General features: G+C 60.7%; 12 protein-coding genes. 4 read left to right on the top strand and 8 right to left on the bottom strand.

All coding sequences use genetic code 11. The features are described 5' to 3' along the window. The first annotated feature begins 176 nt into the window (after positions 1 to 176). From DD235_RS06125 to DD235_RS06115, 3 genes are all read left to right on the top strand, one after another. Positions 177 to 689, top strand: coding sequence for a c-type cytochrome (locus DD235_RS06125; RefSeq protein ID WP_162300426.1), 513 nt, complete (start codon positions 177 to 179; stop codon positions 687 to 689). Positions 690 to 745: 56 nt separating this feature from the next. After that, positions 746 to 1,657, top strand: a complete 912-nt coding sequence (locus tag DD235_RS06120; protein WP_109061183.1) for an NAD(P)H-hydrate dehydratase — start codon at positions 746 to 748, stop codon at positions 1,655 to 1,657. 220 nt (positions 1,658 to 1,877) lie between these two features. Next, on the top strand, positions 1,878 to 2,177 hold the full coding sequence (locus DD235_RS06115; protein WP_109061182.1) for a hypothetical protein: 300 nt from the start codon (positions 1,878 to 1,880) through the stop codon (positions 2,175 to 2,177). Positions 2,178 to 2,235: 58 nt separating this feature from the next. On the opposite strand, the gene DD235_RS06110 is transcribed toward DD235_RS06115, so the two are convergent. From DD235_RS06110 to DD235_RS06095, 4 genes are all read right to left on the bottom strand, one after another. After that, positions 2,236 to 4,326, bottom strand: coding sequence for a UvrD-helicase domain-containing protein (locus DD235_RS06110; protein ID WP_109061181.1), 2,091 nt, complete (start codon positions 4,324 to 4,326; stop codon positions 2,236 to 2,238). Continuing rightward, entirely contained in the window at positions 4,326 to 6,398 is a 2,073-nt protein-coding gene (locus DD235_RS06105; protein WP_239990082.1) for a primosomal protein N', read from the bottom strand. Before DD235_RS06105 ends, DD235_RS06110 begins: the two co-directional genes overlap by 1 nt. Positions 6,399 to 6,872: 474 nt before the next feature. Next, complete coding sequence (gene hemE, locus DD235_RS06100) at positions 6,873 to 7,952, bottom strand: uroporphyrinogen decarboxylase (RefSeq protein WP_109061179.1); 1,080 nt, start codon at positions 7,950 to 7,952, stop codon at positions 6,873 to 6,875. Positions 7,953 to 8,004: 52 nt separating this feature from the next. Further along, positions 8,005 to 8,799, bottom strand: a complete 795-nt coding sequence (locus DD235_RS06095) for a hypothetical protein (RefSeq protein ID WP_109061178.1) — start codon at positions 8,797 to 8,799, stop codon at positions 8,005 to 8,007. 315 nt (positions 8,800 to 9,114) lie between these two features. Between DD235_RS06095 and DD235_RS06090 the strand changes: the two genes are divergently transcribed. Then, positions 9,115 to 9,492, top strand: a complete 378-nt coding sequence (locus tag DD235_RS06090; protein WP_109061177.1) for an oxidoreductase — start codon at positions 9,115 to 9,117, stop codon at positions 9,490 to 9,492. Between the two features lie 93 nt (positions 9,493 to 9,585). On the opposite strand, the gene DD235_RS06085 is transcribed toward DD235_RS06090, so the two are convergent. The 4 genes from DD235_RS06085 to atpA are packed head-to-tail and all read right to left on the bottom strand — an operon-like array spanning position 9,586 to position 14,016. After that, positions 9,586 to 10,017 carry a F0F1 ATP synthase subunit epsilon gene (locus DD235_RS06085; RefSeq protein ID WP_109061176.1) on the bottom strand — a complete coding sequence of 144 codons (432 nt, stop codon included), beginning with the start codon at positions 10,015 to 10,017 and terminating at the stop codon, positions 9,586 to 9,588. A 30-nt stretch (positions 10,018 to 10,047) separates the two neighbouring features. Further along, positions 10,048 to 11,469: a F0F1 ATP synthase subunit beta gene (gene atpD / locus DD235_RS06080; RefSeq protein ID WP_109061175.1), complete on the bottom strand. Its 1,422-nt coding sequence runs from the start codon at positions 11,467 to 11,469 to the stop codon at positions 10,048 to 10,050. A 53-nt stretch (positions 11,470 to 11,522) separates the two neighbouring features. After that, positions 11,523 to 12,419, bottom strand: a complete 897-nt coding sequence (gene atpG / locus DD235_RS06075) for a F0F1 ATP synthase subunit gamma (RefSeq protein ID WP_109061174.1) — start codon at positions 12,417 to 12,419, stop codon at positions 11,523 to 11,525. A 55-nt stretch (positions 12,420 to 12,474) separates the two neighbouring features. Beyond that, complete coding sequence (atpA, locus tag DD235_RS06070; protein WP_109061173.1) at positions 12,475 to 14,016, bottom strand: F0F1 ATP synthase subunit alpha; 1,542 nt, start codon at positions 14,014 to 14,016, stop codon at positions 12,475 to 12,477. Positions 14,017 to 14,041: the final 25 nt, after the last annotated feature.

Here is a 14,041-nt window from a genome sequence, read left to right as displayed (position 1 = left end):
CGCAAGCGTCAATCATGCAGAGCGCAAGCATGCCACAGCCCGTCCGGTTCAGGCAAGCACAGGCAGGATGCGCCACTGACTGCAGCACGCGGCCTTTTAACCCTACTCACAACAAAGTTATAATGGCCGACCACGCCGATGCGGTCCGGCATGTCCCTGACAATCAAGGTTTTCACATGAGCACCACTCCCGATCAGACAGAAGACGGCGGTTTCATCAAAACGCCCAAGCAGCTCTTTACCGTTGTCGCCCTCCTCATCGTCGGCGTAGTGGCCGTATTTCTCGCCATCAACATCATTGTGCCGCCGGCCTCGTCGGGCGACGCGCACAACCCTGAAGCCGTTGAGAGCCGTATCGCGCCGGTGGCCCGCCTTGTGCTGGTGCCGACCGAGTCCGAGCGCGTCCTGAAGACCGGCGAAGAAGTCTACAAGAGCACCTGTTCGTCCTGTCACGCTGCGGGCGTCTCCGGCGCGCCGATCTTCGGCAACGTCGATGCCTGGCAGCCGTTCATTGCCACCGGCTTCGAAGAGATGCTGAATGTGGCACTGCATGGCAAGAATGCCATGCCGGCCAAGGGCGGCAATCCGACGCTGAGCGACTACGAAGTCGCCCGCGCCGTGGTTTATATTGCCAACAATAGCGGGGCCTCCTTCGAGGAACCTGCTGCACCCGAGGCAGCCGCCGACTAATACGCATGCGGTAGCGGCAAGTGCGGGTGCCCATCGGTCCAACCAGGGAACCTGCCATGTCATCCTTGCCCGCACGCATCGCCTCTGCCCGCCAGCCCGTTCCTTTACAGGACGGGCTGTCTCTTTTTCCAGCCCTGTTCGCGCCACGCTCTGCCCTGTCGCACAAGGGCAGCCACGGTTCGCTGGCTGTGCTGGGCGGTGCAGCAGGCATGAGCGGTGCCGTGCTGCTGGCGGCACGCGCCGCACTGCTCATGGGCACCGGCAAGGTCTTTGCCGGATTCTGCCAGACCGTCTCACCTCTGCCCTGCGATCCGCAGCATCCTGAGTTGATGCTTCATGCCGCCGATGCGCTACTGGAGGCAGCCGGCTCCCTGGGTATTTCTGCCTGGACAGCAGGCTGTGGCCTGGGCCGCAGCGATATGGCCGAACGGCTGCTGCACCAGCTTCTGGGTTCACAGCCGATGCAGCCCATCGTGCTGGATGCGGACGGCCTGCGCTGGCTGGCCGAGCCGGCGCATCGGCCATTCTGGCGATCATGCCTGACCCAGGCAGGTGCACCCAGGGTGCTGACACCGCACCCTGGCGAGGCGGCGGCCCTGCTGGATACCGATATCGCCGGAATACAGGCCGACCGCCCCCGTGCCGTCATGCATCTTGCACAGCGATATGACTGCTGGGCCGTCCTCAAGGGGGCCGGCACCCTCGTTTGCGCGCCCGATGGCCGCCTGTGGCAAAACGGCAGCGGCAATCCTGGTCTGGCCAGCGGCGGCACCGGCGACGTACTGGCCGGGATGATCGGCAGTTTCCTGGCGCAAGGCGTGCCGCCCGAACAGGCTATTCCTGGCGCGGTCTGGCTGCATGGGGCAGCAGCCGACTACCTGGTGGCACACGGCACGGGCCCCAAGGGCATGACCGCCAGCGAAGTCATCCTGGCGGCCCGCACGCTGCTCAACCATCCACCCGCCTAGCCGGCCCTCTCCTGGCACGCAAGATCCGGGGGAGATGCCCCTGCCAGCCCCTTTTTTGAGTGCCGTTGTGGCGGAAACACGTCAAAAACCCGCGAGAAATGGTGCTTATGCCACACAGGTATAAGGTTCCTGCGCATTTGTTGATCACGCCCTAGGGTTTACCCTATAATTAGGGAAAACCCTAGTACAGCATAAGCACAGCAAAGCAAGGACCACCACCATGAACGCCGCAACGATCGTCCCCGATATCTCCGCCCTCAACCCGTTCCGCATGAGCGCCATGAACGGTGCCGCCTACGACGCCAGCCTGCGTCTGTCCGACTCGCTGGAGCGCCGCCTGATGAATCAGGTCTATTCCCGTCCGGTCGGCATCAATCTGGTTGATGACCTGAAGAAGGTCGGCAGCGCCATCAAGCGCGGCGTCATTGCATTCTTCGCCTTCCTGGACGAAGTCAATCGCGCCATGGACGAGGCCCATGCCCGCAACGGCAACATTTCGACCCGCGGCTACTGCTGGTAAGCCGCCACATGCGGTCCGATGACCGCATGAATGTGTGATGGATGATAACGGCCCGCAATCAGCGGGCCGTTTTGTTTTTGCCGTCCAGCAATGCCTTGAGCATGCCCAGGCGCTCGCGCGGGCTGAGGGCAGCATGCTCATCCGCCTGTTGGGGCGCTGCGCCCTCAAGTCCCATTTCCTCAATGAAACGGGATGGCTCGCGCACCAGATCCTCACGCGCACGACGCCGACGTCGGCACCAGCTCAGATGCAGCGAGCGTTGCGCACGGGTGATCCCGACATACATCAGCCGGCGCTCTTCCTGAATCCGGGTCGACAGGGACTCCTCGGCCCGCTCCGGATCCCCCTCTTCATCGTCGCGCCCCTGGTGCGGCAGCAACCCTTCCTCCACCCCAACCAGATAGACATGCGGATACTCCAGCCCCTTGGAAGCATGCAACGTGGACAGTTTGACGGCGTTGGGTTCTTCCTCCTCGCCACGCTCCAGCATACTGATGAGCGCGATGTGCTGGACCAGTTCGTATAGGCTCATGCCATCTTCTTCGGCCTTGCGCTTGAGCCAGGACACCAGTTCGAGTACGTTCAGCCAGCGCGTCTCGGCTGGCTTCTCCTCGAACATGTCATAGAGATAGTGCTCATAGTTGATGACACGCAACAGCTCATCGAGCAGCAGTCCGGCCGGCTCTGCCTGGGCCTGCCGCTCGGCATCGCGTGGCTGCCCTGCCCTGCGACCCGCACGCTTTTGCATATTCTGGATGAAGCGACCAAAGGTGAGCAGTGATTGCAGCTGGCGCTCCGGTATATACTCGCCGATGTCAGGCTCGAAAATGGCCATGAACAGCGACAGCTTCTTGCTGACGGCATACTCGCCCAGCGCCAGCAAAGTCTGGCGCCCGATGCCCCGCTTGGGCGTGGTCACGGCACGGATGAAGGCTGGATCGTCGTTGTCGTTGGCGATCAGCCGCAGATAGGAAAGAATGTCGCGGATCTCGGCCTTGTCAAAAAAGCTCTGCCCGCCCGAGATACTGTACGGAATATTGAGACTGCGCAGCGCCTGCTCCAGAATGCGGGCCTGATGGTTGCTGCGATACAGGATGGCAAAATCGCGCCACTCAGCCTGCCGCTCGAAACGACCGGCAGAAATCTGCATGCCAACCGATTCGGCCTCGGCCTCCTCGTTGTCCATGGGCTTGACGGTAATCGGTTCGCCCACGCCCAGGTCCGACCAGAGCTGTTTCTCGAACAGCTTGGGATTGCGGGTGATCACATTGTTGGCCGCCTGTAAGATGCGCTGTACCGACCGGTAATTCTGCTCGAGCTTGATCACCTTGATGCCTGTATAGTCGGTCGTCAGCCTGGCCAAGTTTTCCATGGTGGCACCGCGCCAGGCATAGATGGCCTGATCATCATCGCCCACGGCCGTGAACATGGCCCGCTCACCGGTCAGCAACTGCACCAGCCGGTACTGGCAGGCATTGGTATCCTGGTACTCATCGACCAGCAGATAGCGGATGCGATGCTGCCAGCGCAGCCGCGCCTCTTCGTTCTGCTCCAGCAATTGAGCCGGCAGCTTGACCAGATCATCGAAGTCGACGGCCTGATAGGCCTTGAGCGTCGCCTCGTAGCTTCGATAAACGCGCGCGGCATCCAGCTCGGTGGGCGTCTGTGCCGCACGCTCGGCCTCATCCGGCCCCATCAGCGCATTTTTCCAGAGAGAAATCGTGTGCGCGGCACCGCGCAACCGCCCCTTGTCGGTCGTGGCCAGCATATCCTGAATGATACCCAGCGCATCCTCGGCATCGAGAATCGAAAACTCGCGCTTGAGGCCCAGCAGTTCAGCCTCCTCGCGCAACATGCGCACGCCCAGCGAATGGAAGGTGCTGAGCGTCAGCCCCTTGGTCGGCCCCTTGCCGAGCAGGGACTGGATCCGATGCGCCATCTCGCGAGCCGCCTTGTTGGTAAAGGTCAGCGCCAGCACGCCCCGCGCCGGATAGCCACAGACCTGCAACAGATAGGCAATTTTCTGTGTGATGACCCGCGTCTTGCCGCTGCCCGCACCGGCCAGCACCAGGCAGGGGCCGTTGAGGTACAGCACGGCCTCTTTCTGCATCGGATTGAGTCCGGCAGTGAATATCTCGGCGGTGGTCATCAAATCTCCAACGGATCGATCTCGATCTGCCAGCGCACGCGCAGCGTCTGCGCCAGCATCGGCAAGTCCGGAAGCCAGACCTGGAGCAGCCGCTGCAGAGCCTGCCTGCTGGCACTTTCGAGCAGCAGTTGCGCACGCTCGACATGGGCAATGCGGACAATCCGCAATGGTACCGGATCATACAGGGTGACGGCGGTCGCACCCGGCCGTGCCTGAACCTGATTCTGCGCCAATTCTCGCGCCTGCGACAGGAAAGCCAGCGCCTGCGCCAGCTCCCGCGCCTCGGCACTGAGCAAGGCCTGATACGAATAGGGAGGCAGGCCTGCCGTCTTGCGTTCGGCCAGGGCATGGTCGGCAAAGCCGTCATAATCATGGCGCAGCAGGGCCTGGTAGACCGACTGCTCTGGATAACCCGTCTGCACCAGCACCTCTGCCCCCCCCAGATGCCGGCCGGCACGCCCGGCAACCTGCATGAGCTGGGCAAACAATCGCTCCGGAGCCCGGAAGTCGTGCGAAAACAGCATCGAATCGGCATTGAGCACGCCAACCAACCCAAGCCGGGCAAAGTCATGTCCCTTGGCCACCATCTGGGTACCGATCAGGATATCCACTTCGCCAGCATGCACCTGTCCGAACAGGGCTTCGGCACTGCCCTTGCGGCGAGTACTGTCGGCATCGATACGCAACACGCGAGCCCCCGGGAAAAGCTCGGCCAGATGCTCCTCGAGTCGCTGGGTACCGCGCCCCATGGGCTGCAGGTCCTGGTCCTTGCAATCCGGGCAGGCGCGCGGTACCGGCTGACGCCAGCCACAATGATGGCACTGCATGACGTAGCGCCCGGCACGGGCATCACGATGCATGACCATATACGCAGTACAACGCGGGCAATTGCCCACCCAGCCGCAGGAATGACAGTGCAGCGCAGGTGCATAGCCACGCCGATTGAGAAAGACCAGCACCTGTTCCTGGCGGGCCAACCGCTCGCGCATGGCATTGATCAGGTGCGGGGACAGACCATGCTGCAAAGCCAGCCGCCGAGTATCGACCAGCCGGATGGTCGGCAATTCGCCGATGCGGGCACGCTCGGGCAGGCTCAGATAAAGATAGCGACCGCGCCGCGCATGATCCCAGGTTTCGAGCGCGGGCGTTGCCGACCCCAACACCACTGGAATGCCCAGATCATGACCGCGCCAGACCGCAAGGTCGCGGGCAGAATAACGCAGCCCATCCTGCTGTTTGTAGGATGCGTCGTGCTCTTCATCGACAACGATCAGCCCCAGCTCCTGCAAAGGCGCAAAAATCGCCAGCCGCGTCCCCAGCACCAGCCGCGCCTGTCCGCGCTGGGCTGCCAGCCAGGCCTGCAAGCGTTCACCTTCCGAGAGGCCGCTGTGCATGACAGCGATCCCCGCCGGGCCGACCACGGGTTCGAAGCGCCGTCGCAGCGCCTGCTCGAACTGCGGCGTCAGATTGATCTCGGGTACCAGCATCAATACCTGCCGACCTGCAGCCAGTATCTGGCGTGCAACATGCAGATAGACCTCGGTCTTGCCGCTGCCCGTCACACCATGCAGCAACGCCGTGCGATAGCCCTGGCCCGAGAGGATGGCCTGGACCGCCGTGTTCTGGGCCTCATTGAGCACAGTATCTGGCAACACATCGACAGGGCCGGCAACTGCGCCAGAACGTTCGCCACCTGTCTCACCGGTCGCCTTGCTGCGTTTCGCCCCGGCCCGCGCCTGACGGGCATCCAGCCGGGCAACCGGCCCGGCACCGCTGCGCTTGCCACGATAGGACGCCAGCTTGCGCAAGCTGCCGGGCAGGGCCGGCAAGGCCACCTCTCCCAGGGGACGCTGGTAATACTGTGCCGCAAACGCGACCATGCGCATCCAGGCGGCCGACATGGGCGGCACGTCATCCAGAATGGTCTCGACATCGCGGATCTGGCCGGGATCGAGGTCGGGTCGCTCTGGTTGTGCCACGACCAGCCCGATCAGCGTACGTCGACCGAAAGGCACCGCCACGCGCACACCGACAGACACCGGCACCGCAGAACGGTAATCGAACACGCCCATCAGCGGCACGTCGAGTGCGACACGCACCCAGCAGGGCTCGGGCGAGATACCGTCTTCGGACGTGGCTGTGGCAGGCGCAGCACCGACGTGTTTCGCTTCCGTCATACCCTGGGGACAGTTAAAGTGATTTCTTGAAAGGGTCGGCAAGTCATTGCCGTCCAGCCACTATCATACGATACGCACAGCCTGTGGATAACTTCGTGGATAAGGTTGTGGGTTGTTTATACTGCGCTGTCAATACAACCTTTCGATGACACTGAACCACATCATTGATCAAATAAATAATCTTTTATATCAACAATATAAGAGGAACATCTAATTTTAGACTGTATCATCTCTCGGTAAGTCTCTCATTTTACCGATGTGAACAAGTCGTATGTGCCTGCTCAAAAAAACACAAGGCAGGAAAGCGGATCAAAGCCTTCCTGCCAGAGAGTGGAACCCATCGGCCTCATCATCAGGCCGAGGCACGCATCAGCCGCCGTGCAGCTTTCGACTATGGCTGTGAACCTCATCCACCAGTGCTGCCACCACGTCGGGTTCGGTGAACTGTGAAATGCCATGCCCCAGATTGAAGACATGACCGGCACCGGCATCGACCGTGCCGAAGTCATCGAGAATCCGGCGAGCCTCTGCCCTGACGCTTGCTTCGGTACCGAACAGCATCATCGGGTCCATGTTGCCTTGCAGCGCCACCCGATCCTCGATACGTCGGCGAGCCGAAGCCAGGTTAACGGTCCAGTCCACACCCATGGCATCACAGCCGCTGTCGGCGATATCTTCAAGCCACAGCCCTCCGCCCTTGGTAAACAGGATGACAGGGATTTTCTGACCATCGCGCTCGCGCTGGAGTGCCTGGATGACCTGCCGACTGTAAGCCAGCGAGAATTTCTGGAACCAGCCATCGGCCAGCACGCCGCCCCAACTGTCGAAAATCATGACAGCCTGTGCGCCCGCCTCGATCTGGGCATTCAGGTATTGAGCCGTCGTCTGTGCCACGACATCCAAGATGCGGGTCAGCAGATCCGGCCGCGTGGCCATCATGGTCTTGATCAGGCGATACTCGCGTGTACTGCCCCCCTCCACCATATAGCAGGCCACGGTCCAGGGGCTGCCGGCAAAACCGATCAGCGGCACCTGCCCATCCAGGTCGCGGCGGATCTGGCTGACGGCATCGAACACGTATTGCAGTTCTGACATGTCCGGCACGGCCAGACGCCGGACGGCATCCTCGTCACGCACGGGTCGCGCAAACTGCGGGCCCTCGCCGGCCACGAAATCCAGCCCCAGTCCCATGGCATGGGGCACCGTCAGGATGTCCGAGAACAGGATCGCAGCATCCAGGGGAAAACGCCGCAACGGCTGCAGCGTGACCTCGGTCGCAAAATCCGGATTCTGTGCCAGTTGCATGAACGAGCCAGCCTGGGCCCTGGTTTCACGATACTCAGCCAGATAGCGACCGGCCTGGCGCATCAGCCAGACCGGCGTATAGGGAACAGGCTGGCGCATCAGGGCGCGCAGAAAGACGTCATTCTTGAGGGGCGTGGCGGGCATGTGGCTTCCTATCATTGAGTCGGGCTGATTTTAACCGCTATGCCCTTTTTATTCATGGGGTTATGTCAACACGATAGGGTTCGGCCCTGATCTGGTGTTTACTCATCAGCGCCCACAGGGAACGACGATGTTTGCGAGCGATCCGCGAGGCATGTGTGATGTTGCCCCGCGCCCGATGCAACAGATCATGCAGGTAGGCCTGTTCGAAGCGATCCGTGACGCGGCGCTTGGCCTGCTTGAAGGACTCATCTCCGCTGATGCTGCCTGCCGACACGGACGTTGGCTGCCGTTGCCAGGGCCTGGGACTTCCCACCACGTAGCGACCAGGCGACTCCATAATGCCAGCGGGGCATAGCCCTGAGCCATCGACAACCTGTCTCTCGTCCAAGAGACCATTCAGGACAATCTCCGGCCCTTTCAGGCGTTGGCGACCATGACGTGCCACCAGAGTCAGCATACGCGCCCTGAATGCATCGGGATCATCCTGACGGTAGAGATAGTCATCCAGGCCCAGATGAACAAGATCACGTACGGCGACAGCACATACCTGATGCATCAGTCCCAGCAGAGGCGTCTCGAAACGTATACCCTGGATCTGTGCTGCGCCCGCCAGGGCAGTACGAAACCAGGCCAGTGAATTACGCTCGATAGGCAATACGCAGATATCATATCGACGCAATGTCATGCCCAGGGACGGCAACATCCCTGCCGCATCCTCCATCGAATGCCAATCCAGCAGGTGCAGTCTGCTCCGAACCAGGGCTGGCTGCATGCGCGCCAGCCAGCGTTGTGTGGACACAGTCTGCGTCGGCAGTGACAAAACTGCGCAATCCAAGGTATATGTCATATCCGAAACTCCTGTTTTGCCGAGGAGAAACAAGCGTAGCCCCGAGCATCAGGGTGAACAATCCGCAAATCTGACAGAACACATTCTTTACAACCCGACCGACCGCTTCCAGCGTCATCGCTATCAAAAGGTGACAGCCGTTTCTTTGCTAAAAATCATGCAAACAGGACTGAGCCAGCCCGACACACTCATGCAACAATCCCGCTTTCCGGGCCTTCTGCACAATGGTAAAGTGCTTTTATATATAACCCATTGTGTGCCTCTGGCCCGATGGTTGCCTGCTTTCAGTACAACTGCTTCAATCAGGAAAATCGTATGAATGAATTTCGCATTGTCGTGATCGGTGCCGGGGAAACCGGCACGCCACTGCTCGCCCAACTCCTCGATGCCCCTTTCGTCAAAGTCCTGGGCGTTGCGGATCTGGACCCGGAGCAGCCCGGCATTGCCCTGGCAAAGCAGCATGGCGTGGCCACAACCCAGGACTTCATGACTCTGGTCAGCCAGGGCGGCGAGGTCGATATCATTATTGATGTAACCGGCGTGCCCAAGGTTCGCGAAGAACTGCGCAAATACATGGTTGATACCGGCAACGACCATACCCTGATCATGCATGAGCAGATTGCCTTGCTGATGATGTCGCTTTCGGCTGGCAAGCTGGTGCAAGGCAAGCACGGCAATCAGGAATACAACTGACTCAGCACGAAGCCCCGTCAGCAACATGCCTGAAACAAGCAGGCAAAAAAAACCGCCCCATGGGGCGGTTTTTTTACGCAAGAGCTGCGCAGATCAATGACGGCTCGAGCGACTTTCACGCAAACGACGCGCAGCGGAAGCTTGAGCAGCCAGCATGGCCAGCTCGGCCTCGACCACAGCGATATCCGCCTTGTCGGTCGCCTTGGCCAGGGCTTCTTCGGCACGCTTGCGTGCCGCTTCGGCCTTGGCTTCGTCCAGATCGGCAGCACGGATCGCCGTGTCAGCCAGCACCGTGACAGCGTTGGGCTGCACCTCGAGGATGCCGCCTGCCACGAAGATATGCTCCTCGCTGCCGTCCGGGCGCACCAGCTTGACGGTGCCGCCGGCCTTGATCCGGGAGATCAGCGGCGTATGGCCGGGCAGGATGCCCAGCTCGCCGGCTTCACCCGGCAGGGCCACGAACTTGGCCTCGCCGGAAAACAGGCTTTCTTCCGCGCTGACGATATCAACATGCATGGTTGCCATAATGCAATCCTCTTTGACCGGTATGCCGGATTACTGCAGGGTCTTGGCTTTTTCGAAGGCCTCGTCGATGCTGCCGACCATGTAGAAAGCCTGCTCGGGCAGTGCATCGCACTCGCCTTCGACAATCATCTTGAAACCACGGATGGTTTCGGCCAGCGGCACGTACTTGCCAGGCGCACCGGTAAAGACTTCTGCAACGTGGAACGGTTGCGACAGGAAGCGCTGGATCTTGCGGGCACGGGCCACGGCCTGCTTATCGTCGGGCGACAGTTCGTCCATACCCAGAATCGCGATGATGTCACGCAGTTCCTTGTAGCGCTGCAGCGTTTGCTGCACGCCACGAGCCACACCGTAGTGCTCTTCACCCACGACTTGCGGGTCGAGCTGACGGCTGGTGGAGTCGAGCGGATCGACGGCAGGATAGATACCCAGCGCAGCGATGTCACGCGACAGCACGACGGTCGAGTCCAGGTGAAGGAAGGTCGTTGCAGGCGACGGGTCGGTCAAGTCATCGGCAGGCACGTACACAGCCTGGATCGAGGTGATCGAACCGGTCTTGGTCGAGGTGATCCGCTCCTGCAGCTTGCCCATTTCTTCGGCCAGCGTAGGCTGGTAGCCCACCGCCGAAGGCATACGGCCCAGCAGTGCCGACACTTCGGTACCGGCCAGGGTGTAGCGGTAGATGTTGTCAACGAAGAACAGGATGTCACGGCCTTCGTCACGGAACTTCTCGGCCATCGTCAGGCCCGACAGTGCCACGCGCAGACGGTTGCCCGGAGGCTCGTTCATCTGACCGAACACCATCGCCACCTTGGACTCGGGCAGGTTGTCCTTCTGGATCACGCCTGCATCGGCCATTTCGTGGTAGAAGTCGTTACCTTCACGGGTACGCTCACCCACGCCGGCGAACACGGACAGACCACTGTGTTGCTTGGCGATATTGTTGATCAGCTCGAGCATGTTCACGGTCTTGCCCACACCGGCACCACCGAACAGACCGACCTTGCCGCCCTTGGCGAACGGGCACACCAGATCGATCACCTTGATGCCGGTTTCGAGCAGTTCGACCGACGGCGACAGTTCGTCGAATGCCGGAGGAGCCTGGTGAATGGCACGACGCTCTTCGGTCGCGATGGGTCCGACTTCGTCGATGGGACGACCCAGCACGTCCATGATGCGGCCCAGCGTAGCCTGGCCGACCGGCACCGAGATCGGGGCACCCGTGTTGGCCACGGCCATGCCGCGACGCAGACCGTCGGACGAACCCATGGCGATGGTGCGCACCACGCCGTCGCCCAGCTGCTGCTGCACTTCGAAGGTCAGACCCTTCTCAGCGAAAGCCGAACTGTCGTCGGCCAGCGTGAGAGCGTCATAGATTTTGGGCATGTGATCGCGGGGGAACTGAATATCCACCACGGCGCCGATGCACTGAACGATGGTTCCGTTGCTCATGTCGATTCCTTGCTTGATGACTGTTGTATGGGATGCTGTCGATGGCCTGATGATCAGACCGCCGCAGCGCCCCCCACGATTTCGGAAATTTCTTTGGTAATCGCCGCCTGACGGGTCTTGTTGTAGACCAGTTGCAGATCGCCGATGACTTTCTTGGCATTGTCGGATGCAGCCTTCATGGCCACCATGCGCGCCGATTGCTCGGACGCCATGTTTTCGGCAACTGCCTGGTAGATCAGGCCTTCCACGTAGCGGTGCAGCAGGTCATCAATGACCGACTTGGCATCCGGCTCATAGATGTAGTCCCAGCCATACTTGCTCTCGAGCGCAGACTGCTGCTCCTCGTCGAACGGGCTCTTGAGACTGCCATCGGGCAGCGGCAGCAAACGCAGGAAAACCGGTTCCTGGCGCATGGTGTTGACGAAACGGTTGGTGGCCACATAGACGGCATCGATCTTGCCGGCCATGTAATCATCGAGCTGCACCTTGATCGCGCCGATCAGGCGTTCCATGTTGGGACGATCTCCCAACTGGGTTTCCTGCGACACGATGTTGGCACCGATCCGGGTCAGCACACCCAGGCCCTTGTTGCCAAGCGGGGTGAACTGCGTGCTCACGCCTGCGCTCTGAAATTCCTTGAGCCGCTGGAGCACCACACGCATGATGTTGGTGTTGAGACCGCCGCACAGCCCCTTGTCGGTCGATACCACCACCACGCCAACCGCGCGCTCCTGAGGCGCAGCAACGAGGTAGGGATGCGAGTACTCGGGATTGGCGCTCATCAGGTGCGAAGCGATTTCCCGCACTTTGATGGCATAGGGGCGACCTGCACGCATCCGGTCCTGCGCCTTGCGCATTTTGGATGCTGCCACCATCTCCATCGCCTTGGTGATCTTGCGTGTGTTTTGCACACTCTTGATCTTGGTTCGGATTTCCTTGATTCCGGCCATTGCACTTTATCCTGTCAAGGCGTCGCCCGAAGACGACGCCCTAGGTCCATGAGCCTCAGTAGGTCCCGTTCTTGATGAAGTCCTTGATCGCATCGACCAGAGCGGCTTCGTCGTCCTTGACCAGCTCTTTCTTGTCTTCGATGCGCTGGATCAGATCAGCGTACTTGGATTGCAGATAATCCTTCAGACCCTTCTCGAACGGCAGGATGCGTTCGACCGCGACATCATCCAGGTAGCCGTTGTTGACCGAAAACAGCGACACGGCCAATTCCCACACCTGCAGCGGCTGGTACTGGGGCTGCTTGAGCAGCTCGACCACGCGCTTGCCGCGCTCCAGCTGACGGCGAGTGGAGTCGTCGAGGTCGGAAGCGAACTGCGCGAACGCAGCCAGTTCACGATACTGTGCCAGATCGGTACGGATACCGCCGGACAGCTTCTTGACGACCTTGGTCTGGGCAGCGCCACCAACGCGGGACACAGAGATACCGGCGTTAATGGCGGGGCGCACACCTGCGTTGAACAGATCGCTCTCGAGGAAGATCTGACCATCGGTAATCGAAATCACGTTGGTCGGCACGAATGCGGACACGTCACCGGCCTGGGTTTCGATGATCGGCAGCGCCGTCAGCGAGCCGGTCTTGCCCTTGATTTCACCGTTGGTGAACTTCTCGACGTACTCTTCGTTAACGCGAGCGGCACGCTCGAGCAGACGCGAGTGCAGGTAGAAGACGTCACCAGGGTAGGCTTCACGACCGGGCGGGCGGCGCAGCAGCAGCGAGATCTGACGATAGGCCCAGGCTTGCTTGGTCAGATCGTCATAAATGATCAGGGCGTCTTCGCCGCGATCGCGGAAGTATTCACCCATGGTGCAGCCGGAGTAGGCCGACAGGTACTGCATGGCAGCCGAGTCGGATGCCGTGGCGGCCACGATGATGGTGTATTCCAGCGCGCCGTGCTCTTCGAGCTTGCGGACCACGTTGTTGATCGTCGAAGCCTTCTGGCCGATGGCGACGTAGATGCAGGTGACGCCCTTGCCCTTCTGGCTGATGATGGTGTCGACTGCAACTGCGGTCTTGCCGGTCTGACGGTCACCGATGATCAGCTCGCGCTGGCCACGGCCGATGGGCACCATGGAGTCGATTGCCTTCAGGCCGGTCTGCAGCGGCTGCGACACGGACTGGCGGGCGATCACGCCTGGGGCGACCTTCTCGATGATGTCGGTCTGCTTGGCGTTGATCGGACCCTTGCCGTCGATCGGCTTGCCCAGTGCATCAACCACACGACCCTTGAGTTCGGGGCCGACCGGCACTTCGAGAATGCGGCCGGTGGTCTTGACCTGGTCGCCTTCGGAAATGTGGCTATAGTCGCCCAGAATCACGGCACCGACAGAGTCGCGCTCGAGGTTCAGTGCCAAACCGAAGGTGTTGTTGGGGAATTCGAGCATTTCGCCCTGCATCACGTCGGACAGACCGTGGATACGGGTAATGCCATCAGTCACGGACACGACGGTGCCTTGGGTGCGCACATCGGTCGAAACGGCCAGATTCTGGATACGGCTCTTGAGCAGTTCGCTGATCTCTGACGGATTGAGTTGCATGTTCAGACTCCTGGAATCCTGTTAT

The organism is Corticimicrobacter populi, assembly GCF_003123725.1.
Lineage (GTDB): Bacteria > Pseudomonadota > Gammaproteobacteria > Burkholderiales > Burkholderiaceae_B > Corticimicrobacter > Corticimicrobacter populi.
This window is presented reverse-complemented; position numbering and strand designations above follow the sequence as displayed.

Excerpts from the sequence above, each read along its gene's own strand:
- DD235_RS06085 (WP_109061176.1), bottom strand. The coding sequence starts at position 10,017 with ATGGCAACCATGCATGTTGATATCGTCAGCGCGGAAGAAAGCCTGTTT.
- DD235_RS06110 (WP_109061181.1), bottom strand. The coding sequence starts at position 4,326 with ATGACCACCGCCGAGATATTCACTGCCGGACTCAATCCGATGCAGAAA.
- DD235_RS06120 (WP_109061183.1), top strand. The coding sequence starts at position 746 with ATGTCATCCTTGCCCGCACGCATCGCCTCTGCCCGCCAGCCCGTTCCT.
- atpG (WP_109061174.1), bottom strand. The coding sequence starts at position 12,419 with ATGGCCGGAATCAAGGAAATCCGAACCAAGATCAAGAGTGTGCAAAAC.
- DD235_RS06090 (WP_109061177.1), top strand. The coding sequence starts at position 9,115 with ATGAATGAATTTCGCATTGTCGTGATCGGTGCCGGGGAAACCGGCACG.
- DD235_RS06115 (WP_109061182.1), top strand. The coding sequence starts at position 1,878 with ATGAACGCCGCAACGATCGTCCCCGATATCTCCGCCCTCAACCCGTTC.
- DD235_RS06095 (WP_109061178.1), bottom strand. The coding sequence starts at position 8,799 with ATGACATATACCTTGGATTGCGCAGTTTTGTCACTGCCGACGCAGACT.
- hemE (WP_109061179.1), bottom strand. The coding sequence starts at position 7,952 with ATGCCCGCCACGCCCCTCAAGAATGACGTCTTTCTGCGCGCCCTGATG.
- atpD (WP_109061175.1), bottom strand. The coding sequence starts at position 11,469 with ATGAGCAACGGAACCATCGTTCAGTGCATCGGCGCCGTGGTGGATATT.
- atpA (WP_109061173.1), bottom strand. The coding sequence starts at position 14,016 with ATGCAACTCAATCCGTCAGAGATCAGCGAACTGCTCAAGAGCCGTATC.
- DD235_RS06105 (WP_239990082.1), bottom strand. The coding sequence starts at position 6,398 with ATGGGCGTGTTCGATTACCGTTCTGCGGTGCCGGTGTCTGTCGGTGTG.
- DD235_RS06125 (WP_162300426.1), top strand. The coding sequence starts at position 177 with ATGAGCACCACTCCCGATCAGACAGAAGACGGCGGTTTCATCAAAACG.